General features: G+C 58.4%; 20 protein-coding genes (1 of these 20 cut by a window edge). 17 read left to right on the top strand and 3 right to left on the bottom strand.

Annotated features, from left to right (window positions below):
• The first annotated feature begins 240 nt into the window (after positions 1-240).
• From NSND_RS06760 to NSND_RS06725, 8 genes are all read left to right on the top strand, one after another.
• Positions 241-3,210 carry a 6-bladed beta-propeller gene (locus tag NSND_RS06760; RefSeq protein WP_080878270.1) on the top strand — a complete coding sequence of 990 codons (2,970 nt, stop codon included), beginning with the start codon at positions 241-243 and terminating at the stop codon, positions 3,208-3,210.
• Positions 3,211-3,248: 38 nt separating this feature from the next.
• Positions 3,249-4,715 carry an IMP dehydrogenase gene (gene guaB, locus NSND_RS06755; RefSeq protein WP_080878269.1) on the top strand — a complete coding sequence of 489 codons (1,467 nt, stop codon included), beginning with the start codon at positions 3,249-3,251 and terminating at the stop codon, positions 4,713-4,715.
• 91 nt (positions 4,716-4,806) lie between these two features.
• A complete protein-coding gene (guaA, locus tag NSND_RS06750) occupies positions 4,807-6,363 on the top strand; it encodes a glutamine-hydrolyzing GMP synthase (RefSeq protein WP_080878268.1) in 1,557 nt (518 codons plus the stop codon).
• Positions 6,364-6,667: 304 nt separating this feature from the next.
• On the top strand, positions 6,668-7,930 hold the full coding sequence (locus tag NSND_RS06745) for a pseudouridine synthase (RefSeq protein WP_080878267.1): 1,263 nt from the start codon (positions 6,668-6,670) through the stop codon (positions 7,928-7,930).
• Positions 7,927-9,690 (top strand): aspartate--tRNA ligase, encoded by a 1,764-nt coding sequence (aspS, locus tag NSND_RS06740; protein WP_080878266.1) that lies wholly within the window; start codon positions 7,927-7,929, stop codon positions 9,688-9,690. Before NSND_RS06745 ends, aspS begins: the two co-directional genes overlap by 4 nt.
• Before the next feature lie 18 nt (positions 9,691-9,708).
• The gene (gene aroC, locus NSND_RS06735) at positions 9,709-10,845 is read left to right on the top strand and encodes a chorismate synthase (RefSeq protein WP_080878265.1); all 1,137 of its coding nucleotides are present in this window, start codon (positions 9,709-9,711) and stop codon (positions 10,843-10,845) included.
• A 134-nt stretch (positions 10,846-10,979) separates the two neighbouring features.
• The gene (gene rnhA, locus NSND_RS06730) at positions 10,980-11,450 is read left to right on the top strand and encodes a ribonuclease HI (RefSeq protein WP_080878264.1); all 471 of its coding nucleotides are present in this window, start codon (positions 10,980-10,982) and stop codon (positions 11,448-11,450) included.
• A 42-nt stretch (positions 11,451-11,492) separates the two neighbouring features.
• The gene (locus NSND_RS06725) at positions 11,493-12,290 is read left to right on the top strand and encodes an ABC transporter ATP-binding protein (RefSeq protein WP_080878263.1); all 798 of its coding nucleotides are present in this window, start codon (positions 11,493-11,495) and stop codon (positions 12,288-12,290) included.
• Positions 12,291-12,299: 9 nt separating this feature from the next.
• Here the strand turns inward: NSND_RS06725 and NSND_RS06720 are convergent, their stop codons facing one another.
• Positions 12,300-13,334, bottom strand: coding sequence for a S1C family serine protease (locus NSND_RS06720; protein ID WP_080878262.1), 1,035 nt, complete (start codon positions 13,332-13,334; stop codon positions 12,300-12,302).
• Between the two features lie 156 nt (positions 13,335-13,490).
• Here NSND_RS06720 and NSND_RS06715 point away from each other — a divergent pair, with 156 nt between their 5' ends.
• Positions 13,491-14,045, top strand: coding sequence for a Slp family lipoprotein (locus NSND_RS06715; protein WP_235000189.1), 555 nt, complete (start codon positions 13,491-13,493; stop codon positions 14,043-14,045).
• 108 nt (positions 14,046-14,153) lie between these two features.
• Here the strand turns inward: NSND_RS06715 and NSND_RS06710 are convergent, their stop codons facing one another.
• On the bottom strand, positions 14,154-15,020 hold the full coding sequence (locus NSND_RS06710) for a KPN_02809 family neutral zinc metallopeptidase (protein ID WP_080878260.1): 867 nt from the start codon (positions 15,018-15,020) through the stop codon (positions 14,154-14,156).
• A 295-nt stretch (positions 15,021-15,315) separates the two neighbouring features.
• Between NSND_RS06710 and NSND_RS06705 the strand changes: the two genes are divergently transcribed.
• From NSND_RS06705 to NSND_RS06670, 8 genes are all read left to right on the top strand, one after another.
• Positions 15,316-15,933, top strand: a complete 618-nt coding sequence (locus NSND_RS06705) for a hypothetical protein (RefSeq protein WP_080878259.1) — start codon at positions 15,316-15,318, stop codon at positions 15,931-15,933.
• Between the two features lie 129 nt (positions 15,934-16,062).
• On the top strand, positions 16,063-16,650 hold the full coding sequence (locus tag NSND_RS06700) for a pseudouridine synthase (protein WP_080878258.1): 588 nt from the start codon (positions 16,063-16,065) through the stop codon (positions 16,648-16,650).
• Between the two features lie 143 nt (positions 16,651-16,793).
• Positions 16,794-17,255 (top strand): DUF302 domain-containing protein, encoded by a 462-nt coding sequence (locus NSND_RS06695; RefSeq protein ID WP_080878257.1) that lies wholly within the window; start codon positions 16,794-16,796, stop codon positions 17,253-17,255.
• A 182-nt stretch (positions 17,256-17,437) separates the two neighbouring features.
• On the top strand, positions 17,438-17,980 hold the full coding sequence (locus tag NSND_RS06690; protein WP_143833444.1) for a hypothetical protein: 543 nt from the start codon (positions 17,438-17,440) through the stop codon (positions 17,978-17,980).
• 213 nt (positions 17,981-18,193) lie between these two features.
• A complete protein-coding gene (locus tag NSND_RS06685; RefSeq protein ID WP_080878255.1) occupies positions 18,194-18,673 on the top strand; it encodes a hypothetical protein in 480 nt (159 codons plus the stop codon).
• A complete protein-coding gene (locus tag NSND_RS06680) occupies positions 18,670-19,545 on the top strand; it encodes a sterol desaturase family protein (protein ID WP_080878254.1) in 876 nt (291 codons plus the stop codon). The genes NSND_RS06685 and NSND_RS06680 overlap by 4 nt, the downstream gene beginning before the upstream one ends.
• A gap of 8 nt (positions 19,546-19,553) precedes the next feature.
• Complete coding sequence (locus tag NSND_RS06675) at positions 19,554-21,191, top strand: GH3 auxin-responsive promoter family protein (protein ID WP_080878253.1); 1,638 nt, start codon at positions 19,554-19,556, stop codon at positions 21,189-21,191.
• A complete protein-coding gene (locus tag NSND_RS06670; protein ID WP_080878252.1) occupies positions 21,191-22,285 on the top strand; it encodes a mandelate racemase/muconate lactonizing enzyme family protein in 1,095 nt (364 codons plus the stop codon). The genes NSND_RS06675 and NSND_RS06670 overlap by 1 nt, the downstream gene beginning before the upstream one ends.
• Positions 22,286-22,351: 66 nt before the next feature.
• On the opposite strand, the gene NSND_RS06665 is transcribed toward NSND_RS06670, so the two are convergent.
• A protein-coding gene (locus NSND_RS06665; RefSeq protein ID WP_080878251.1) for a molybdopterin-dependent oxidoreductase crosses the window boundary here: on the bottom strand, positions 22,352-23,282 show its 3' portion. It continues 98 nt past the right edge of the window; 931 of the gene's 1,029 nt are visible here — the last part of the coding sequence; its start codon lies beyond the right edge, outside the window; the stop codon is at positions 22,352-22,354.

The raw sequence follows: 23,282 nt of genomic DNA, 5'->3' as shown, positions 1-23,282 counted from the left end.
GAAAGAAATGCGTCCATCCAGCTTTGGGGGGATGGATGCCTACCCTGCCTAGCGCGCGGCTTCGTACGCTCTGGTCGGCGCGGTGACTCCGTTGCCGATGTATCAGCGGAAGAGCCTCCAGAGCGTCCCAGGCCACGCGGGTCTTGCCTTGACTCCCTTCTTTTCGCTTTGTTAGACTGGCCGATCTAAGTTATTGAAACATCCGCCAATCTTCACCAATCTCGTACCACGAGGAACACCATGATCAAGGCTTGGCTGCTCGACGAAATGTTTCGGTTTGACCGGCGGTATCTCACGGCGGAGGGAAGTCAGAGTGAGTGGGGCGCCGGGGACTCCGTTGCTGAGGAGGAAGACCTGCCTCCTGCACCGACTGGGGTGGCCGCTCAAGCTGGAAATGGCCGGGTGATGATTACCTGGGACGCTGTGCCGGAGGCCATGTATTACAACCTGTATTTCATGACCACCAAGGGCGTGCAGATTAAATTCTCCGAACTCACTCGCCCCATCGCCAGCGCGGAAGATTTCAAAACCGTCATCGGCGTGACCAAGGAAAAGGGGACATGTATTGAAGGTGCGCAGTCGCCCTTCATGCATGACGATTTGGCAAACGGAACGTGCTACCACTATGTCGTGACCGTGGTGACGCAGAAGGGGGAGAGCCCCGAATCTCAGGAAGTCATGGCGATCCCGGCTCCCTACCTCATTGCCAAGATCATCGGGCAGGAGGGCGTGGAGGACGGCGAGTTCAGTTCTCCGACTGGTATTGCGGTAGACAAGGACGGCAATATCTACGTGGCCGATACCGATAATCACTCCATCCAGAAATTCGACAAAGACGGAAAATTTCTCGGTCGCTGGGGCGGCGAAGCCGGCAGCGCAGAAGGCGGCTTCTATTATCCGCGCGGACTGACCACGAATTCGGACGGGCAGGTGTACGTCGCCGATACCGGAAACAATCGCGTGCAGCGCCTCGACACCGACGGCAATCCCATGAAGGCCTGGGGTAAGTTCGGGTTTGCCTGGCGTGGGGCCGACATGAATAAGTTCGACGCTCCCTGGGGTGTGACCACCGATCAGGACGGCAATATTTACGTGACCGATACCAACAACGCCCGCATTCAAAAGTTCAAGGGCGATGGAACCCCGTTGTTGAAGTGGGGTCGGGATGGAAGTTTCGACGGGGCCTTTTTCTTCCCGCGCGGTGTGGCCGTGGACTTCGTCGGGAATACGTATGTGGCCGATGAAGGGAATAATCGCATTCAGAAGTTCGATACCCGCGGAAGCTTTTTGACCAAGTGGGGCCGTGAAGGAAGCGGTCCCGGCCAGTTCAAAGCCCCCTGGGGCGTGACCTGCGATGCCTTGGGCAATGTGTATGTCGTCGATCAGGGCAACCACCGCATTCAAAAGTTCGACGGAAACGGGACCTTCCTCTGTGCCTGGGGAAATCGTGGAAAGACCGAGGGCCAGTTAAACTTTCCCTCCGGCGTGGCCGTGGACAAAGAAGGGGCGGTGTACGTCGTCGATAGCGGTAACCATCGGGTCATCAAATACGTGCCGACCGATGAAGAATTGGACCGTGGCAAGGCGGAGCGCGAACGTGCGCAAGCCGTCAGTGAGTACCCGATTCCCCGCAATCTGGCGATCAAGCCCGGAGATACCGAAACATTCTTGAGCTGGATGGATGTACCTGGGGCGGTCTCCTATAATCTCTACTTTCATACTTCGGCCAATCTGACGCAGGAAGGCGGCACCAAGATCGAGGGCGTCACCAGTCCGTACAATCACTCGGGATTGACCAACGACCAGGCCTACTATTACGCGCTGACGGCGGTCTATGAGGACGGCACGGAGAGTGGATTGTCGGACGAAGTGTCCGCGACGCCGGTGCTGATCGATATCACGGCTCCTCAGACGCCGTATGCGGTGATCAACCACGGCGCGTTTATGACGAACTCACCTGAAATTGTCGTCACGATTTCCGCCACCGACCTCGATACCGGCGTGGCGGCGTACTATATCTCAGAGAACCCGATGACCCCGATGGCGGGAACGCCGGGCTGGGTCGAGGTGCCGCCGGCGATCAAGTTCGGCGCAACGATCCCCTTCATTCTGTCTCCTGGGGACGGGCAGAAGACCGTCATCGTCTGGTTCAAAGATCTTGGAAACAATATCTCCACCCCGGCGAGCGCGACGATTCTCGTCAACACCTCCGGCTATCTTTGTGTCTCCAAGTGGGGCAAGCCTGGTCGCGGTGCGTCGTTGTTGCACGGCGGCGAATTCATGGCGCCGATGTATGGCCTGGCCATCGATCAACAGGGGTCGATCTTTGTCGTGGACAACGGGAACAACCGTATCCAGAAATTCGATCGCACGGGGAATTTCATCATTCTCTGGGGGAATTTCGGCGCCGCCAATGCGAACTTCCATAACCCGACGGGTATCGCCTGCGATGCCAAGGGGGATGTCTACGTGGTGGATACCAACAATCACCGCGTGCAGAAGTTCGACGGGAAGCTGGGCGGCTATTTGATGAAGTTCGGATCGCGAGGGAACGGCGAAGGCCAGTTCAATGCCCCATGGGGTATCGCGATCGATCGGGTGCGCGGATACATCTATGTCGTGGATAGCGCCAACTTCAGAGTGCAGAAGTTCGACATGAGCGGAGAGTTCATCATGTCATGGGGCAGTTTCGGCAACGGCGACGGTCAATTCTATTTCCCTCGCGGGATCGCCGTAGATCAGGCCGACGGCACGGTGTATGTCGTCGATATGGGTAATCACCGCGTGCAGAAGTTCGATACCAGCACCAACGTATTGCCGCAGTTGCTCACCAAGTGGGGCGGCAGTTCCGAGGCCGGCCATGCCAGCAGCCCGTTGGCGCAGGAAGCCGGACAGTTGCGCTCTCCTTGGGGCATTGCCGTCGATGGTCAGGGCGATGTGTACGTCACGGATACCGGCAACCATCGTGTCGAGAAGTTCGACCGTGAGGGCAACTTTATCGCTCAGTGGGGTGGATTCGGCGGTGGTGACGGACAATTCAACTTCCCGTATGGCATCGTGGTGGATTCCCGGGGGAGTGTGTTCGCCGTTGATAGCGGAAACACCCGGGTGCAGCAATTCATGCCGGCGGATGAAGGCAGCGAGCGGTTGCAGGAAGAGGCGGATGCCGCCGCAGAGTTAGGGCAGGTCGATAAAACCACGAGAGTGTAGGGGCAACGGGCGAAAGGCCCGGGAGAGGGTGGCGACTGATGTTAGAGAAGGAGATTCGGCTCGGGCTCACCTATGACGACGTCGTCTTGGTACCGGCTAAATCACAGGTCCTCCCGAGCGAGGTCGACACCCGTACTCGCCTGTCTCGAAACATTCAGCTGAATATTCCCATCGTCAGCGCGGCCATGGACACCGTGACTGAGGCGCGATTGGCCATTGCAATGGCGCAAGAGGGTGGACTCGGCATCGTGCATCGTGTGCTCTCTCCTACCGATCAGGCGGCTGAAATCGACAAGGTGAAGAAGTCTGAGAGCGGGATGATCCTGGATCCCATTACGATTTCGCCGGATCAAACCATCCGTGATGCGCATGACCTCATGGCCAGATACCGGATTTCCGGTATCCCTGTGACCAAGTCGGGTAAATTGGTCGGGATCCTCACGAATCGAGACTTGCGTTTTGAGACGCGAATGGAACTGAAGGTGTCGCAGGTGATGAAGCGCGATAAGCTCATCACCGCTCCGGAGGGAACCAGCCTCGAAAAGGCCAGGGAGATTCTGCACGAGCACCGAATTGAAAAGCTGCCGGTCGTCAACAAGCAATTTGAACTCAAAGGCCTGATCACGATTAAGGACATTGAGAAACGGATCAAGTATCCCAATGCCTGCAAGGATGCCCACGGTCGTTTACGGGTCGGGGCGGCTTTGGGGGTGGGACCCGATACCGCAGACCGGGTGGCGTTACTGGTGAAGGCCGGTGTCGACGTGGTGGTCGTGGATACGGCGCATGGGCATTCGCAGGCTGTGCTGGATACGGTCAAAATGGTGAGAAAAGCACATCCTAAGTTGGACATCATTGCCGGCAACATTGCGACGGCCCAGGCGGCCAAGGATTTGGTCAAGGCCGGTGTGGATGCGGTGAAAGTAGGCGTAGGACCTGGTTCGATCTGCACGACACGCATGGTGTCGGGCGCAGGCATGCCGCAGTTGACGGCGATTGCAGACTGCGCCAGGGCATTGGCGGGATCGGGTGTTCCGGTCATCGCCGATGGGGGGATTAAGTACTCCGGCGATATTACGAAAGCCTTGGCGGCCGGTGCCTCGGTGGTCATGCTGGGCAGTCTGCTGGCAGGAACGGAAGAGGCTCCCGGCGAAACGGTGCTGTTCCAGGCACGTACTTACAAAGTGTACCGCGGCATGGGTTCGATCGGGGCCATGGAACGGGGGGGCGGCGATCGATACGGTCAGGGCGGACGACCGACACCGAAATTGGTTCCTGAAGGCATTGAGGGACGGGTGCCCTACAAAGGCTTGCTGGCTCCCCATATCTACCAGATGGTGGGCGGCGTGAAGTCCGGCATGGGCTACTGCGGATGTAAGACCATCCCGGATTTGCAGCAGAAGGCGACGTTCATCCGCCAGACAGTGGCCGGTCTCCGCGAGGGGCACGTGCACGACGTCATCATCACCAAAGAAGCTCCCAACTATCGCACCGATTGGGAATAGCCTCGCGTGAAACGTTTCTCGTGAAGCGTATCTCGCAATTCAGATCCCCTCACTAGACGAACGACGATTCACGCTTCACGGAAACATCTCCATGGAACTCTGGCACGATAGAATCCTTGTCCTTGATTTCGGCTCCCAGTACACGCAGCTGATCGCACGACGTATCCGTGAAGCGCAGGTCTATTCGCAGATCCTGCCCTGCACCGTGCCGCTCGCGACGGTATTAGCCTACCGTCCGAAGGGTATCGTGTTATCCGGCGGACCATCGAGCGTGTACGACAAAAAGGCTCCTTCGGTATCCAAACAACTCTTCGAACAGGGCATTCCCATTCTCGGGATTTGCTACGGAATGCAGCTGGTGACGCATCTGCAGGGCGGCGAAGTGGAGAAGGCTCCGCACCGCGAGTTTGGCCGGGCTGAGCTGACCCTCGATGACCGGTCGGATCTGTTCAAGGGAATAGGGACTCGGGGCTCTACCGTCGTGTGGATGTCGCACGGGGATCGCATCGAACGGATGCCGCCAGGATTCCGCTCCATCGCACACACGGACAATTCTCCCATCGCCGCGATGAAGCGGCACGACGCCAGGCAGCGCATCTACTGTCTTCAATTTCATCCGGAAGTGGCGCACACCACCGAGGGCGCCACGATCCTCAAGAACTTCGTTTACGATATCTGCGGCTGCAAGCCGACCTGGACCATGCGCTCCTATGTCGACACGGCCGTTGAACAGATCAGGCAACAGGTCGGGACGGAGCGGGTGATCTGCGCCTTGAGCGGCGGGGTGGATTCCTCTGTGGCGGCCGCGCTCACGCACCGTGCGGTCGGCGATCAACTGACCTGCATTTTCGTCGACAACGGGGTGTTGCGTACCGGTGAACGTGACCAGGTCGAGAAAACCTTCGCGTCGCAGATGCATCTGAACATGCGGATCCTCGATCGCACCAGTCAGTTTCTCACGGGCCTGAAGAGCGTGACCGACCCTGAGCGGAAGCGAAAGATTATCGGCCGTCTCTTCATTAAGAATTTTGAGGTCGAGTCCAAAAAGTTGAAAGGCATCAAATACCTCGTGCAAGGCACGTTGTATCCCGATGTCATCGAAAGCGTGAGCTTCAAGGGCCCCTCGGCGACGATCAAAACGCACCACAACGTCGGGGGATTGCCGACCAGAATGAAGTTGAAGCTGGTCGAGCCCCTGCGTGAATTGTTCAAGGACGAAGTGCGGGCCTTGGGCCAGGAGCTCGGCCTGCCGGATGAGATTATCTGGCGGCAACCCTTTCCCGGTCCCGGCCTGGCGATCCGCGTGCTCGGCGCAGTCACCAAGGAACGGCTGGCCATTCTGCGCGGGGCGGAAACGATCGTCGATCAGGAAATTCGCGCCGCGGGACTGTATCGAGAGATCTGGCAGGCCTTCGCCGTCCTGCTGCCGATCCGGACGGTCGGTGTCATGGGTGACCAGCGGACGTATGAATATGTCATTGCCATCCGCGCGGTCACGAGCCTTGATGGCATGACCGCCGATTGGGCCAAAATTCCGAGCGATGTGCTGGGGAAGATGTCGAGTCGGATCATCAATGAAGTGAAAGGCGTCAATCGGGTCGTCTACGACATCAGCTCAAAACCTCCAAGTACAATTGAGTGGGAGTAGTCATTTCGCGTTTTAAAATGGAAAATATTTCCCCCCTCTTTCTGGTGTCGTTTGCAGGATTATCTTTTTTGATTCCTGCTAACTGGAGACTAAACGGTAACCTCTCAAGAATTATTGATTCAATTCTCGGCATATTGTGGTTTGGGATGGTGATCTACGCGGGCGTTAGGTACGGAATAGTAACCGCTGTGAGTTTTGCAATTATCGGATGGGGCCTGATGTGGCTAGTACATTGGTACATGCTGCCACGCTCACGGTAAATCTCATCCGCCTCACGATGGCTGAAGGATAGGCATAGAGATAAATGGAAGTCAGACTACAAAAACTCATCGCCGGCACCGGACTGGCTTCGCGACGCAAAGCCGAGGAGTTGATCACGTCCGGGCGCGTGACGATCAATGGTAGCGTGGTAAAGGAACTCGGCACCAAAGTCGATCCCGCTCGCGACCATGTCAAAGTCGATGGGAAACATCTTCGGGCTGCGCAGCCCTATGTGTATTTGATCCTCAACAAGCCCAAGAACGTCATGTCCACGCTGGATGATCCTGAGGGACGTCCCACGGTGAAGGACCTCCTGCACGGAGTCACCGTGCGCGTGTTTCCTGTCGGCCGCTTGGATTTCGACAGCGAAGGGCTCATGTTGCTCACGAATCACGGCGACCTGGCTCAGGCGCTGCTCCATCCCCGCTACCATGTTCCGAAAACCTATTTGATCAAGGTCAAGGGTGTGCTCGACGATGCGAAGATCGAAGCTCTTGAACGAGGCGTCAAGCTGGAAGACGGCTTCACGGCGCCGGCGAAGGTGAATAAGGTCAGCAAGGCTGAGAGCAATTCGTGGCTTGAGGTCACGATTCACGAAGGACGGAAACATCAAGTGAAGCGGATGGTCGAGGCGGTGGGCCATTCGGTGATTAAGCTCGTGCGTGTCCGCATGGGACCGTTGCTTTTGGGAGATTTGGCGCCGCGAGAATATCGATTCCTGACCGACCGCGAGGCGAATCGGTTACGGGATCTGGTGGAGGATCGGGTGGCCAGAGCGGAACGTCCGGAACTGGACGCGTCCGGAAAACCGACTCGATGGATGCCGCCGACGGAGCCGGCTCCGCCTCGTCCTCCCAAGCCCGAGCGTTCAGGGCGTGGGCCAAAAGCTCAGCGTTCCGAACGGGGGCCGCGATCTCAACGGTCTCTGGCCAGTGCGAAATCTTCACGCTCAGGTCGCGGAACCACGCGGCGGCCCATGAGTCCAGGTGCCAAATTTCGTCGTCCTGCCAAAGGGGTTGGTTTTCAACGGACTCAGGCTGGTCCGATCCCGCAGGGGGCTGATCGTGGCCCTGGCTCGCGTCCGACCGGGCCAGACCAAAACCCCCAGCGCACTCAGCCTGGAGCAGGATTTCAGCGGCCCCGGTCCGGTGCGAAACCTCAAGGCCCCGGTCGGGGCATGACGGTTCGGCGCTCGGGTCCTGGTCAGAACTTTCAACAGAAGCGGCGCGGCGGATCGTCAGCTTCGCGCCCGGGACAACGAGGCCCTGCTGGAAAATCGCGGCCCTCAACGCGGAGAAGAGCATGAAGATCAGGACCCATCGGTGTGGGGAATTGACCAAGGCGCAAGTCGGTCAGCAAGTGGTGTTGAACGGATGGGTGCAACGTCGCCGGGATCACGGCATGGTGCTGTTCATCGATCTGCGTGATCGAACAGGGTTGACGCAAGTGGTGTTCAACGCCGAGCGGAATGCGGCGGTCCACCAAGCCGCACATACCTTGCGGAGCGAATGCGTTGTGTCGGTGACCGGCCAGGTGATGGCCAGGCCGGATGAGTCCAAGAATCCGAACCTGCCCACCGGTGAGATCGAAGTGTTCGTGGATGCCGTCGAGATTCTCAACGAAGCCAAGACGCCACCCTTCATGATCGAGGACGACATTGAGATCACCGAGTCTCTTCGATTGAAGTACCGCTATCTGGATCTCAGGCGCCCGAGGATGCAGCGGTTGCTGGGATTGCGTCACGGGATCATGCAGGCGGTGCGGGCATTCTTGAATGCGGAGCAGTTTCTGGAAGTGGAAACGCCCGTGTTGACCAAAAGTACGCCGGAAGGCGCTCGTGATTATCTGGTGCCCAGCCGCGTGAATCCGGGGATGTTTTATGCACTGCCCCAGTCGCCGCAGCTGTTCAAGCAGGTGTTGATGGTGAGCGGTGTGGATCGGTATTACCAGATTGCCCGTTGCTTCCGCGACGAAGACCTTCGTAACGATCGCCAGCCTGAATTTACCCAGATTGACCTCGAAATGTCGTTCGTGGATCGTGAGCAGGTCATGACGCTCATGGAGCACATGATCGTCTCTGTCTTCAAGGATGCCGGCGGGGTACAGTTGCCCACGCCCTTTCCCCGGATGACCTATGCCGACGCCATGGGGCGCTACGGGTCGGACAAGCCGGACCTTCGCTTCGACATGCCGTTGCATGATGTCACGGCGTTTGCCGCGAAAAGCCAATTCAAGGTGTTCAAGGAGGCGGCGACCAAGGGCGGACTCGTCAAGGCGCTGATCGTGTCCGGAGGGGCCTCCATTGCGCGGAGTCGTATCGACGCGCTCGGTGAAACGGCGAAAAGTTTTGGCGCGAAAGGCCTAGCCTGGTTGAAAGTCACTGCGGACGGCCAGTTAGAATCGGTAATCGCCAAATTTCTCGATGCCAAGGCCTTTGCCGAGGCCTTGCCGGAAGCGAAGCCCGGCGATCTGGTGCTCTTCGGCGCGGATAAACCGGCCATCGTGCACGATGTCTTGGGACGAATCCGGCTGCTGCTTGGTGAGGAACTGAATCTCATCGACAAAACAGCCTGGAAGCCCTTGTGGGTGACGGAGTTCCCGCTGTTGGACTATTCGCCGGAAGAGAAACGCTATATCTTCATGCACAATCCCTTCGCCGCGCCGATGGATGAAGACCTGCCGTTCCTCGACACGGAGCCGTTGAAGGCCAGGGCCAAGGCCTACGACATGGTGCTCAACGGGAGCGAAATCGGCGGTGGTAGCATTCGCAATCATCGTAGCGACATCCAGTTGCGGATTCTGGATCTGTTGGGGATCGGCAAGGAACAGGCTCAAGCGAAGTTCGGCTTCCTGCTGGAAGCGCTGGAGTATGGCGCGCCTCCGCACGGCGGCATTGCGTTCGGCCTCGACCGGTTGATCATGCTGCTGGGTGGCGCCGATTCGATTCGCGATGTCATCGCGTTTCCCAAGACGCAACGCGCGCAATGCCCGCTGACCGAAGCGCCTTCCGGCGTGAGTGCCGAGCAATTGAAGGAGTTGCGCATCAAGTTGGATCTCGTCGAGTAGGTAGGAGTCATCCAACCCATGGCCGGCAATACGTTGGGCCGAGTCTTCACCGTCACGTCATTCGGCGAAAGCCACGGACCGGCGATCGGCTGCGTGGTGGATGGGTGTCCGCCAGGCCTTGCGCTATCCGCCGAAGACATTCAGCGGGATCTCGACCGGCGCAAGCCGGGCACCTCACGCCACGTCACGCAGCGGCAGGAATCCGATACGGTTGAAATCCTTTCCGGGGTGTTCGAGGGCAAGACGACCGGTACGCCCATCGCCCTCTTGATCCGGAACGAAGACCAGCGCAGCCGTGACTATGGCAACCTCCTCGACACCTTTCGACCGGGCCACGCCGACTACACCTATTGGCAGAAGTACGGGATCCGCGACCATCGCGGCGGGGGACGATCTTCGGCGCGTGAAACGGCCGTGCGAGTGGCGGCGGCTGCGATTGCCAAGAAGTGGTTGCAGGAAAAGCACGGTGTTGTCATCCGTGGCTACCTCAGTCAACTCGGGCCGATCGAAGCTCCCTTTCAGAGCTGGGAAACGGTGGACACCAATCCATTTTTTTCGGCGAATGCCGAGGTGGTGGGGAAGCTTGAATCGTTCATGGACGAGTTGCGGAAGGCCGGCGATTCCGTGGGCGCAAAGATTACCGCCATGGCCGAGCATGTGCCGGTCGGGTGGGGTGCTCCGGTCTATGCGAAGCTGGATGCTGACCTGGCCGGCGCCATGATGAGCATCAATGCGGTCAAGGCAGTGGAGATCGGCGCAGGGTTCGCCTCGGTCGCGCAGCGGGGTTCGGAGCATGGCGATGAACTCACGCCTGAAGGGTTTGTGACGAATCATGCCGGCGGCATTCTCGGCGGTATTTCCACCGGGCAGGATGTGGTCGTGACCATCGCCATCAAGCCGACATCAAGCATCCGTATTCCGCGACGTTCCATCGACAAGCAGGGCAACCCGGTGACCCTCGAAACCAATGGGCGTCACGATCCTTGCGTCGGTATCAGGGCCACGCCGATTGCTGAAGCCATGATGGCCCTGGTGCTGATGGATCACGCACTCTTGCATCGCGCGCAAAACGCCGATGTGGAGACGGCGACGCCAAAGATTCCGAGTTCTTCACCGTATGGTGCTGTTCCGGTGAGTAAGAAACCAAACGCATAGATCAAGCCTGATCCTGCGAAGCCGAGTCGTCTTCGGTCTGACTCGTGTGTGTGATCGGCGGAAGGTGCTTCTTGAGCGGCGGGCGACCTGTCGGTCATGGTACCTGATGATGAACAGAAGAGGACTCTGAGCCAATGATCGAAATCTATACCGACGGGGCCTGCAGCGGGAATCCAGGACCTGGTGGCTGGGGGGCTTTACTGCGCATAGACAACGCCGAAACGGAAATGTGCGGCGGAGATCCGGCCACGACGAACAACCGCATGGAACTGCTTGCCGTCATTGAGGCGTTGCAGTCGCTCACGCAGCCGGTGGAGGCGCGCGTCTACACCGATTCGCAGTATGTGCAAAAGGGGATCAGCGAATGGATTCATAGCTGGAAGCGGCGCGGGTGGAAAACCGCCGGCAAAGAGCCGGTGAAGAATGAGGATTTGTGGCGCCGACTCGATACGCTCGCTTCCGGTCACAAGCTGGAATGGCACTGGGTGCGGGGTCACAACGGTCATCCGGACAACGAACGGGTGGACGCACTGGCACGTGCCGGGCTTGAACAGTCTCGCCGGGCCGGGAAGACGGTCGGCGGTACGCGACAGGGCCTGTTCTAGTGAATATGCACTAGCTTACGCAGTCAGCATCCAACCTGTTGTATGGCGATCCCTTTCCCGATTCTCGACATTCAACATGCCACGGTGTACCGGGGCGAGACCCGCGTCTTTTCCGATTTCTCCTTTCGGCTCAATGCGGGCGAACCTGCGGCCATTCTCGGCCCCAATGGGGCAGGCAAGTCTACGCTCCTCAAGTTGTTATCCGGTGAAGTTCATCCTCTTGCTTTAGAGGAGACGCGCACGCGGCTCTTCGGTGAGGAACGCTGGAGCGTGTGGGATGTGCGCAAGAAACTGGGCATCGTCTCTTACGATCTGCAGCGGGATTATTTGATTTGTGCCGAGGGGCGCAATGTCGTCCTCTCAGGCTTTTACGCCAGTAACGACACTTACGACCATCAGACGTTTACGCGAGACCAGGTAAGCCGGGCAGATGCGGTGATGCGGGAGCTAGGCATCGAATCGTTCGCCACGCGTGTCTTCGGGCAGCTCTCGACAGGGGAGCAGCGGCGGTTTCTTCTTGGGCGAGCCTTGGTTCACGACCCGCCGGTTCTTGTCCTGGATGAACCGACCAGCGGGCTCGATCTCAAATCCTGCTTCCAGTACTTGGACCTCGTGCGCACACAGATTCATAAAGGCAAGACCGTTGTGCTTGTGACCCACCATCTGCACGAAATCCCACCGGAGATCGATCGCGTGATCTTTCTGAAGGGGGGCAAAATACTGGCCGACGGCCCGAAACTAAACCTGCTGACCGACGACCGCATCAGCACCCTCTTTGACCGTCCCATCGTGCTCGCCCAAGCCAACGGCTGGTATCAAGCCCTGCCTGGCCTGTCGTAACAGGTTGGATCATCCACCTGCCAGCGTTACCGTAAAGGTCAGATTGGTATCGATGCGGCGGACCTTGACGCTGACTTGTTGCCCGGGCTTGGTTCGTTCGATCAAATAGTTCTTTAAATGTGCGGCATCCTGAATATCGGTATCATCGACGGCAATGATGATGTCGTGTTTTTCAATGCCCGCGGACTTGGCCGGTTCCATCACGTCTTTCACCGCCATGCGCCACCTGGTGCCGTCTTTCACGGCGACCATGTGAATGCCCATCTTCGAGAAGGCCATGGGCTTGCCGTCCAGAGCGGCGGTGACGATCCGTTCAGCCAGCATCGCGGGAATGGCAAAGGCCATGCGGCTGCAATGCGCGGTCGAGTCGTCCCGTTCGGTCTGGATGATGGCGTGCATGATGCCGACCACTTCACCCTTGTCGTTGAAGAGGCCGCCACCGGAGTTGCCGCTGCACGCGGCCACGTCGGCTTGAATCAATCTGGTGTCCACGGTCTGGAGGAAGGTGTTCGTATTGCCCAGGTGTCCGAACGACATAGTCGGGCCCCAGCCCATGGGGTAGCCCACGGTGAAGACTTCTTGCCCCGGTTGCACGTCGCCGGAGGCAAAGGGGACCGTTGCGCGCAACTTCGCGCGATGGGCTTCAGCGACGCGATAGACCACGACGTCCATGAACGCGCTGTCGCCGACAAGATCGGCGGGGATTTCATGGAGGTCGGTGGTCAGGACGTGGATCTGTTTTTGGATGACGGTGCCGGTCGTGACATCTTGCTTTTCCGCTGCGTGGCGGGCGGTGACAATGTAGCCGTCGCGGAGATGAAAGCCGGTTCCACGCACCAGAATCTTGCCCGGTTTATCCGGTGTGCGTTGGTCTTGCGTGTCCTCCAGGACACCGATGGTGGCCAGTTTGGCGCGCTCCAGCATCGTGGCCTCGATGGCTGCCGCCTCGTTCGTGAAGAGGCCTGTGGCCAGACTCACAGCGGCCATCATACCGAGCGAACCCCGCACAATCTGTTTGACGTAATCGAGTGACGAACGCGACATAGGGAACCGTTCCTTTCGTGAGGATGTCGTCAGAGATGCAGTATAGCCTAGAGGCCGGAGCGGATGAAATGTGGTCGTGCGTCAGTGATGGCGAACGTCAGGTCGAGGGGAGATTCCGCCGTGGCATCCTCTTGCGACGGGCGCTATACTGAGCTCATGCTGCTAGGCACAAGACAGTATCTGATACTAGGCCTGCTCGCTGTGGCCGCCGGTTGCGCGACGTCGGTCATTCCCGAATCGCTTGAGCCGCAAGTCGATAAGGCCGTGACGTTCAGTCAGGTCTTGGAAGCCCCCGATTCTTATCGCGGGAAGGTCGTAGTGTGGGCCGGTGAAGTGCTCAAGGCGAAAGCCATGAAGGGTGGTACTCAACTGGAGGTGCTGCAGCTCCCGCTCGATGACGAGCAGGGGCCAGTAACCGACCGCATGGAGTCGAAAGGGCGGTTCCTGGCGCTTCAGAAAGAGTTCCTCGATCCGGCCACGATGACGGACGGCACCAGGGTGACGATTGTCGGCGAAATTACGGGCGCGGCGGTCGAAAAAATAGATGAGGCGGACTATCGTTTTCCGACGCTGGATGTGAAGCATCTGCATCGATGGGATTCCAGGCAGGTGGATGACCGCCGGGTGATCGGACCTTGGTGGAACGTGTTCGGCGGCGTCGGTTTCGGGGGCGGAAGCCGGTCGGGCGGCGGGATCAGTATCGGGTTTTGATGACCAGCCGGTTTTTGGGGATTCCCCATAAATATGTCGCCAGTGGCTGCGCCGGCTGAGAGGAGATAGCCGGTCAGGAACTCGTTTTGCTCACGAAGTGTGGCGGAACTAGGTGCGCCCGCCGGAGAAGGTATCACAGTTGTTGGGATCGCCGGACTGGAGACCGCGCCGCAACCAGGTCATGCGTTGTTCGGATGACCCGTGGGTCCAGCTTTCCGGCTGTACGTGGCCTTGCCCCATCTTCTGAAGCCGGTCATCACCGATTGCGGCGGCAGCTCGCAGTCCTTCCTCGAAATCGCCTGCTTCGATCAGGTTTCGGTTGTGCTGGGCATGGTAGCCCCATACGCCAGCAAAACAATCGGCCTGCAATTCCATGCGCACGGAGAGCGCATTATGCTCTGCCGTCGAGCCACGTTGTTGAAGTCGGGTGACTTTCCCCGCAATGCCGAGCAGGTTTTGGACATGGTGCCCGATCTCGTGCGCGATGACATAGGCCTGGGCAAAGTCGCCGGGCGCGCCGAGTCGCTGGGCCATTTCGTCAAAGAAGGAAAGATCCAGATAGACCTTCTGATCGCCGGGACAGTAGAACGGGCCCACGGCGGACGAGGCGGTGCCGCAGGCGGATCGTACTGTGCCGGTGAAGAGGACCATCTGAGGATCTTCATACGTACTGCCCAATCGAGGGAGCAGAACTCGCCAGGTGTCTTCGGTGTCGGCCAGAACCACGGAGGCAAATTTGCCGAGGCTGTCACGCGGTGCACCCTTCGGGCTCGGGCGCTCCGGTTCGGATGGCGGGGTGATTTCCTGGACGCCGTTGAGCAAGTTGAGCAGCGTCAGGGGATTGGTTCCGGTCAGGAAGCTCACGGCGAGGACCAGGACGATGCCCCCTAATCCAAGGCCTACGCCGGACCTGGCCGCACCCATCCCTCGACGATCTTCAATGTTCCGGCTCTCGCGTTGACCTTCCCATCGCATGGCAGGACTCCTTGGTGAATATCAGGCTCGTAACGTCTCGTCGAGGACTATGAGGGCACGCTGATGGAACCACATTTGTCATACTTGAGCAAGCCTGGGGTGTCCCTAACGCGCAATACTCATAAGCCGTTCGTCGATTGTGGTGCTGGCAGTGGGCGTGAGTGCAGGGCCTCAGCCTGCGCCTCCGTGCTGGGCGGTAGCTGATTGTCTCACGTTGACGCACCGGATTGGTTGTCCAGATGAGCCTGCATAATCGGACTAGACAGGCCAACGGTCGCTTCGCTAGACTCATTCCATGACCACTGTGACCAACCCGATGCATCGACAAGCCCCAACTCGGGCGCGTTTTATTGTTCTGGCGTTGGCGGGGCTGCTTAGCCTCTCCGGCTGTCAGTCACCGGGAACGCCGCTCCCTCCGACCTTGAAGCCGAGCCTGGCGTGGCCGGAATGTCCCAAGATCGGCGGAACGTATGAGCTTCAGGGAGAGCCACTCCCCGGCACGATGAATTTTTACCGGAACCGGGACAACAAGCTCACCTTGAATGCCATGCTGGGCGTGGCGGTGCCTGCGGATCTCGCGCAGGAGGCCGTGCGCGTGGAATTGGTCCATGAGGACACCCTGGAACTGGTCAACCGGTTTGATGGCGCCATCACGGCCCATCAATTGGATCTACAGCCGGAGGATCGGGTCACCTGCGATCGCAATCAGATCCGAATTCACCGGACCCGCTCGGAAGGCGGGGTAGCCGAAGAGCCCCTCCGCAACATTTCCGACATCGCACAGGAATTGACTCTGGAAGGGGACGGAAGTCTGCTCGTCAAGACCCGCATCATGAATCAGAGTAAATCCGCCTTCTTCAGCACACCGGTTCCTCATGAGGAATACTCCGCGCGCTTCCGGCGACTTGATTAGTCGCGGTGCCGCGATAGGTCCCTCGTTACTGGTCATTCGTCACACGCACTCCTTCATCGTGTTGCGGTGCTGTCCGTCCACTTCTGTGATGAGGCGAAGGATTGCGGCGATACGGAGAGTCCCGTTCTGATGACGGTTCACCGCACTGCCCGCACGCTGGTGTTCAACAAGCCCTACGATGTGCTGCCTTGCTTTACCGATCCGGAGGGGCGTCAGACCCTGGGCGACTACATCGATGTGTCTGGCGTCTATGCGGCCGGTCGATTGGATCGGGATAGCGAAGGCCTGCTGCTGCTGACTTCGGACGGGGCGTTAGCCCATCGCATTACCGATCCCGAGCACCATCTTCCCAAAGTCTATCTTGTACAGGTTGAGCGTATCCCCGATGCGGCTGCCGTGGAGCGCCTGCAACAAGGGGTGGTGGTCGGCGGAAGACGCACGAAGCCTGCTCGGGTTCGTCTGTTGCTGGAAGCGCCTCAGATCCCGGAGCGGCCAGTGCCCATTCGATTCCGAAAGCATGTGCCCACCGCATGGTTGGAGCTCACTCTGCGCGAAGGCATGAATCGCCAGGTTCGACGGATGACGGCAGCGGTAGGCCATCCGACATTGCGACTGGTGCGGGTTGCGATCGGCCCGATTTTCTTGGGGGCGCTCCTGCCCGGTGAGTGGCGAGAACTTACGAAAGCAGAGACAGCTGAGATTTATGGTTATTCCTGAGAGAGGCGTACCTGATGGCAGGGCGTTAACCCGGATTATTCATGAATGCTCTCGCGAGGCGTCCGAGACAAGCCTCGCCGGGCGAGAGGATCGGACGCCGGAGCAGGTATTCATGAATAGTCCGGGTTAAGGAGGCAGCTCACATGAACACTTGTGATCGGATCATCGTCGGTCTGTGTGGCGTCCTGCTGGGGCTCTTAGTCCGTATGTCCCCAGCTCATGCCGACGACACGCTTGTGACAAAGCAAAGTCACTATACGGTTGCTGAGACGATCGATCGGATCGCACGGGCCGTCACCGACAAGGGAATGCTTCTCTTCGCTCGCATCAATCATGCGGACGAGGCGCGGAAGGTCGGGTTGGAAATGCCCCCTACGGAATTACTGCTCTTTGGTAATCCCAGAGGCGGCACGGCGCTCATGCTGGCGGCTCCCACGGTGGCCATCGATTTGCCGATGAAGGCCTTGGCATGGCAAGACCAGGTCGGCCGAGTATGGCTCACGTACAATGCTCCTGCGCTTTTGCCGGTGCGGCACGGATTAGCGGCAGAGTTGGCGGCCAGACTCGATCCGGTTGGGACCCTGCTGGAGCGGGCGGTGGAGTAGTGGCGGGATTGTTGAGCCGTGCGTTGGAAAAAGAGTTGAAGAGGATTAAGATGGGCCGCATTGTCGCTGAATCATGGAGTGATGCTGAAGTTCCAGAGCATGGATTGATCGGAAGGATCTCAGATGAGGGCGTGAGGAGGGTGGAAGCGTTGAATGCTGTGAGTCGAACGAGGGGAGTGACGATGAGGTCACAGACAATCGCCGTGGGCAGGGTGTCCTTGTTGCTGGTGCTGTGTGGGATCGGTCTTCTGCCGACCGTATCTGCGCTGGGTGCCAATCCGGAGTCCGTGCCATTGTCCGATATGCGACACATTAAAAAGTTCGTGGCGGTTGAAGTGCAAACCCAGGGAACGGCTGAGAAGCTTGGCATCAATGGAGCGGAGTTGACCGATGTGACGAGGGCGACGCTGCTCAATAAGGTGCCGGGGATTGCGCTCGAATCGTCCAGTGGTCCTTCTTCCGACGCTCCCGAGCGGCTCAACCAGCTTGGATTTTTTACTTGCGAGGTCTGGACGGTGGGCGAACAGTATATTGCCGCCTATCACGTAGACTGTAACGCGGGGTCGTACACTGCACAAAAAACGCCGGGGAGCCTGTGGAATCAAGCGATTCTCGGGTACGGGCCGAGGGACGAAGTCTCCGATGCCGTCCGAAAAGGGGTGCGTGCGATGGTAGAGCTCTTTGCAAACACCTTTGCTAATGCCCGTATGGACGCCGGCCGGTAGGGCCGGCGTGTGCGCAGGCCCAGTCTTACCCCATCGATGCGAACGATGGAGCGCATGGCGTCTCCCTGTGCGACCGTTCTCCTTCTCTCCGACGATCCTGCGTGTCCTGCACTCATTCGCACCTCTGGACCAGCCCCCAAACCCTAGGTTGAATCCTCTGAAGAATCTCTTTTTTCTTGTCTGCACTTGGATGCGACATAGAATAAGGGGGCCATGGCTGATGCATCGTCAGGCCGGCGAATCTCTCACCCCTATGGTTGGCTGCTACTCGGGCTGCTGCTTCTGTTCTTCTTCCGTGTGGCGGCACAGCTGATTCAAGCCTACTCGCCGGTTACCTCGCTGCCGCCATTCGAAACCTGGCAGAGCGGAGCGCTTCCGTATCCGCTGCTCGTTTCGCTCCAATTGATCATTCTTGTCGCTTGCGGTCGTGTCGTGTGGAGTTTTCTGTCCGGGACCGTGGTCCCTTCAGGGAAAAAGGGCCGGCTGCTCCTGGTGCTGGGGTGGGTCTACTTCGTCGTGATGGGGATTCGGCTGTTGATTGGGCTCACCGTCGCACCGAATCATTTTTGGTTCGGCGCCATTGTACCGACGTTATTTCATCTGGTGCTGGCTAGTTTCCTGCTCGTCAGTGGCTCCTTTCATACGGCAAGCGGATCCTGTTCGGTCGCACCAGTCTCGGAAGGTGCGGCGTGATCCTTCTGCTTCGATATGGGGCCTATCCCTCAATCTTGCTGGCCTGCGTAATCGGCAATCTTGTGCTGTTTCACATGGGCACGGGGGTGCTGCCGGCGACCTATCTACCGGTCACGCTCGGGACGTTGCTGATCATGGCGCTGGAGGCGACGTTGCCCTATCGATCTGACTGGCGGCCGTCGCGGGTTGAGGTCGTTCAGGATTCGACCTTTCTGGCACTCGTGCATATCATCCTGCCGAAGGCCTTGGCGGCGGCGTCGGTGTTTGTAATCTTTGATGTTCTCCACGGACGGGGCTGGGGTATGTCTGTGTGGTGGCCGCATGACTGGCCGGTTCCGACGCAGACGATGTTGATGGTGCTGATCGTCGATGGCCTGCGCTATTGGCTGCATCGGCTCAGCCATGAGTGGGAGCCTCTCTGGCGCGTTCACGCGGTGCATCATGCGCCGCAGCGGCTCTATACGCTCAACGTGGGACGATTTCATCCCATCGACAAGGGCCTCCAATTTGTCTTTGATGCGCTGCCGTTCCTCGCGCTTGGCGTCCAGGAAGACGTGTTGGGCCTGTACTTCGTGTGGTACGCCGTGAACGGGTTCTTTCAGCATTCCAACGCGGATGTGCGGCTGGGATGGCTGAATTATGTGGTCAGTGGACCGGAACTGCATCGATGGCATCATTCCATGCAGAAGGAGGAGTCGAATCACAATTACGGCAATCATTTGATTGTCTGGGATGTTGTGTTCGGGTCCCGTTACCTGCCAGCTGACGGGTCGGTGGGTGCGCTAGGCTTGGTGAATCGGCAGTACCCTCGTGGTTTTCTAGATCAAATGGCTGCGCCATTTACCCCCGGCCTTGATAAGCAGACAGTGTGAGAGCCGGGATGTTGAGATTTCTCCATGATCCTGCCTTGTCGCTCTCACTGACCCTTACGAAGTATCGCGATTGGAATCCGTTTATTGCCCATACCCATTGCCCGGAGCTGGCTCAGCAGGCTGCGCTTCGGGATATTCTGGCGCGACAAGCCGGCACGGCCTTTGGGCGCAAGCATCGGTTCGGGTCCTTGCGCAGGTACGAGGAGTTTGCCAGCGAGGTGCCGGTGTGTACGTACGAAGACCTGCGGCCTGCCATTGAGGTGCAGGAAAAGAGCAGGGAGCCGCTTCTTACCTCCGGCCAGCCCATCCTCTTTGCGCAAACTAGCGGGACGACGGGAGTGCCGAAGAACATCCCGATCCTCCCGCAAACGGTCGAAGCGATACGCCGTTATCAGGGCCTGTGTGCCTATGCGCAATGGCAGGGAGTGCCGGCCATCTACCAAGGTCGCGTGCTGGTGATCAGCGGGCAAACCATCGAGGGCCACTTGCCTGGCGGCACCCCGTTCGGATCGATGTCGGGCTTGATGTTCGATTGTTTGCCAGCCGCCATTCGGAGAAAAAGCATACTTCGGGGCGGCGAATCCGCAGCGTCGGATTATCGGCAGCGCTATTTCAATATCGCAGTCCGAGCGCTGGCGGATTCCTCTCTTTCAGTGCTGGCCACACCTAATCCGTCGACGATTCTGAAATTGCTGGAGGTGATTCGCGGGGAGTATGCGCTACTGCTGGAGGCGTTGTCCGGCGAGACGCGAGGGGGTTGTCTGCCGCCATTTGAGAAGCTTCCAATCAGTTCAACGAGATTGTCACAGCTTCGGGTGTTCATCGGGCAAGAGGAGGCCCTGGATTGTGCGACGCTCTGGCCGAACTTGCGGGCCGTGGTGACGTGGACTGGTGGAAATTGTGCGGTACTGATACCCAAACTAGGGTCGCTGTTGTCGCCACAGACCAGGATTATTGAAATGGGCTATCTCTCGAGCGAATGTTTGGGGACGGTGAATGTGGACGTGCTCAACAACCGATGTGTGCCGACCCTAGCGGATAATTTGTTTGAGTTTGTGGAGGTTGGAGACGAAGCATCAGATGTTGAGCTGGTCCTGCTCCAGCAGCTGCAGGCGGGCCGGAAATACACCGTGATTGTGACAACCAGGAACGGTCTGTACCGGTATGCGATGAACGATATCATTGAAGTGACGGGGTACTTCAATCGGACGCCCACGATCCGCTTTGTCCAAAAAGGGAAGGGTGTGACCAATATCACGGGGGAAAAGCTCTATGAACATCAGGTCACCGAGGCCGTGGGGCAGGTTCTGATCGCGCGTGGGCTGAGCTCGGAATTTTTTGTCATGTTGGCCGACGTCGAGAATTCTCGCTACACCCTGTGTCTAGAACATGCCTCGTCACTGGGTGATCTGGGAATCCTCGTGGAGGAGCGGCTCTCGTCGATGAATATCGAATTCAAGGCCAAGCGTGCAAGTGGGCGGCTGCAGCCGATTCACGTCCTCCAGTTGCGTCCTGGAACCGGGGATGTCTATCGGCAACATTGCGTCAGCAAGGGGCAGCGCGAGGCGCAGTTCAAGCTCATTCGCCTCCAATACGCCCATGATTCCACCTTCGATTTTGAGCGGCATGGGGAGGTGATGACGTGATGCGCATGCGTAGCTTGACCATGACATCCTTAGAGATCCCCTTCCGGCAGGTCTTTACGCATGCCTCGGCTACACGAGCCAAGACCGAGGCGGTGCTGGTTCGCGCAGAGTCTGCTCGTGGCTTGGTGGGGATGGGAGAAGGTTGTCCGCGGCAGTACGTAACGGGCGAAACCGTGGCTAGTGCCCAGGAGTTTTTCCGCAGCCACCGGGCCGAATGGATGACATGTTCATCGATGGATGATCTGCAGACGTGGGGAACCGCGCATGCTGATCTGATCGACCGCAATCCGGCGGCCTGGTGCGCGGTTGAAACGGCCTGCCTGGATTTATTGGGAAAAGAGCTGGAACAGCCGATTGAAGTGGTGCTTGGCGGCACGCCGTTGTCCGGGCCATTTCGGTACTCGGCGGTACTAGGCGGGGAAAAGTTTTCCTCGTTCGAGAAACAGCTGCGACAGTATCTTGCCGCAGGGTTTATCGATTTCAAGCTCAAGGTCATGGGCGATCTGGATGCCGATCGTGAGCGTGTAGCGGCGCTCACGGCTGCGGGCACACCAGGCCTTCGCGTGCGGCTTGATGCCAACAATCGCTGGCACCGCGTGGATGAAGCCTGCGAGTATATTCAGAGCTTACAGGGCTCATTTACCGCTCTGGAAGAGCCGCTGCGGGTCGGCGATTACGAGGGGTGTCGGGCACTCTCCCGGCACTGTGGCGTGCCGATTATTCTGGACGAGAGTTTTGTGAATGTGGGTCAATTTCCGTTGATTGAAGGCGAGCCTTCCTTGTGGATTCTAAATATTCGCGTCTCCAAGATGGGCGGTCTGCTAAGAGCATGCACGGTCGCCGCGCGTGCGAAGGCGGCAGGTATTCCGATCGTTGTTGGCGCGCAAGTAGGGGAGACTAGCATCCTCACCAGAGTAGCGCTGGTTGTGGCGGACCGGTACCGCGACATCCTGATCGCGCAGGAGGGGGCAGTGGGGACGCATTTGCTTGAATATGATCTGTGCGAGCCGCCGCTTATGTTCGGCAGAGGCGGCTGTCTTGCGGGTACCGTCTTTTACGGCCGCTCTGGTCTTGGATTGTCGTTTGCGCGGTAAGATTGCCGATGTCGGGAATTGGACGTGCGTATGAGTGTAGAACTACGTACTTAAACGACTGCTCGGTTAGAGGCTTTCCACGTCCGCAACAATCGTGTGTAGTCCGCTCGATCCGGCCGGCTGCGGTCGAATGAGTTCGGCGATCTGAGGTTGCCCTTTGCTATCGATCGCGCGAACGGCGACCTGGTACTTGCCCCGTTTCGAGGGGCGCCAAGTGTAGTTCCAAATGACCCATGAATAGGGCGACATCGGCGTTTCAATCTCGCAGGAATCCCACGTTCTCGTGGCATCCAGGCTGATTTCCACTCGGCTGATGGAGTGTGGGCCGCCAAAGGCAATTCCGCGGAATCGCTGCTCGGGGCCGCGTAGCGTCTGGTAGTGTCCGGGGGAGTCAATGCGTGAAAATGTCTTGATGGTGGCGTCATCGGTCCACCCTTTTCGTTGCCAATAACCTCGATAATCCCCGGCGTAGGCCTCGATTTCCACAATCCATTTCACATTCTTGATGCCGTAGAGTCCAGGTACCAATAGGCGCAGCGGAAAGCCGTGTTCCTTCGGTAACTTCTCGCCGTTCATGAGAAACGCGAGCATCACATCATCCTGCATGGCGCGCGTCAGCGGAATGCTATCGTCGTAGGCGTCCGCTCCGCGGAAGACAATGTCACGTGTGGTTTCTTCATCGATCTCCGCTTCCTGTAGGAGTTTCTTGAGGGAAATCCCCCTCCAGCGTGCGTTCCCGAGGCTATCGCCTCCGGGTAATGTATCGATGCACATGAGAGTAGAGATCTGCTCGAAGTTATTGCGGTTTAATAGCTCTCGCCAGCCAAGAGACAGGGGTTTCTTCACTTCTCCCTTCACCGAGAGGCGCCATTCGTCTTGTCGAAGCTCGCGAGAGACGTTAAAAGGGGAGTCTGAGTAATTCACCACGTAGAATTTTTTGTTTTCTGTGAAGTAATTTGTCTCACGCGGAGGCATGGCGAACATGCGACCGAATAAA

The sequence above is a fragment of the Nitrospira sp. ND1 genome (assembly GCF_900170025.1).
Lineage (GTDB): Bacteria > Nitrospirota > Nitrospiria > Nitrospirales > Nitrospiraceae > Nitrospira_A.
Note: the sequence above shows the minus strand (reverse complement) of the source record. Positions and strands in the feature narration are given on the sequence as shown.

What these genes read in the sequence shown, in the direction of transcription:
- NSND_RS06760 (WP_080878270.1), top strand. Translation starts at nt 241, where the DNA reads ATGATCAAGGCTTGGCTGCTCGACGAAATGTTTCGGTTTGACCGGCGG.
- aroC (WP_080878265.1), top strand. Translation starts at nt 9,709, where the DNA reads ATGGCCGGCAATACGTTGGGCCGAGTCTTCACCGTCACGTCATTCGGC.
- NSND_RS06710 (WP_080878260.1), bottom strand. Translation starts at nt 15,020, where the DNA reads ATGCGATGGGAAGGTCAACGCGAGAGCCGGAACATTGAAGATCGTCGA.
- NSND_RS06675 (WP_080878253.1), top strand. Translation starts at nt 19,554, where the DNA reads ATGTTGAGATTTCTCCATGATCCTGCCTTGTCGCTCTCACTGACCCTT.
- NSND_RS06705 (WP_080878259.1), top strand. Translation starts at nt 15,316, where the DNA reads ATGACCACTGTGACCAACCCGATGCATCGACAAGCCCCAACTCGGGCG.
- guaB (WP_080878269.1), top strand. Translation starts at nt 3,249, where the DNA reads ATGTTAGAGAAGGAGATTCGGCTCGGGCTCACCTATGACGACGTCGTC.
- NSND_RS06745 (WP_080878267.1), top strand. Translation starts at nt 6,668, where the DNA reads ATGGAAGTCAGACTACAAAAACTCATCGCCGGCACCGGACTGGCTTCG.
- NSND_RS06670 (WP_080878252.1), top strand. Translation starts at nt 21,191, where the DNA reads ATGCGCATGCGTAGCTTGACCATGACATCCTTAGAGATCCCCTTCCGG.
- NSND_RS06685 (WP_080878255.1), top strand. Translation starts at nt 18,194, where the DNA reads ATGGCTGATGCATCGTCAGGCCGGCGAATCTCTCACCCCTATGGTTGG.
- NSND_RS06715 (WP_235000189.1), top strand. Translation starts at nt 13,491, where the DNA reads ATGCTGCTAGGCACAAGACAGTATCTGATACTAGGCCTGCTCGCTGTG.
- guaA (WP_080878268.1), top strand. Translation starts at nt 4,807, where the DNA reads ATGGAACTCTGGCACGATAGAATCCTTGTCCTTGATTTCGGCTCCCAG.
- NSND_RS06695 (WP_080878257.1), top strand. Translation starts at nt 16,794, where the DNA reads ATGAACACTTGTGATCGGATCATCGTCGGTCTGTGTGGCGTCCTGCTG.
- NSND_RS06700 (WP_080878258.1), top strand. Translation starts at nt 16,063, where the DNA reads ATGACGGTTCACCGCACTGCCCGCACGCTGGTGTTCAACAAGCCCTAC.
- NSND_RS06725 (WP_080878263.1), top strand. Translation starts at nt 11,493, where the DNA reads ATGGCGATCCCTTTCCCGATTCTCGACATTCAACATGCCACGGTGTAC.
- aspS (WP_080878266.1), top strand. Translation starts at nt 7,927, where the DNA reads ATGAAGATCAGGACCCATCGGTGTGGGGAATTGACCAAGGCGCAAGTC.
- NSND_RS06690 (WP_143833444.1), top strand. Translation starts at nt 17,438, where the DNA reads ATGAGGTCACAGACAATCGCCGTGGGCAGGGTGTCCTTGTTGCTGGTG.
- NSND_RS06720 (WP_080878262.1), bottom strand. Translation starts at nt 13,334, where the DNA reads ATGTCGCGTTCGTCACTCGATTACGTCAAACAGATTGTGCGGGGTTCG.
- rnhA (WP_080878264.1), top strand. Translation starts at nt 10,980, where the DNA reads ATGATCGAAATCTATACCGACGGGGCCTGCAGCGGGAATCCAGGACCT.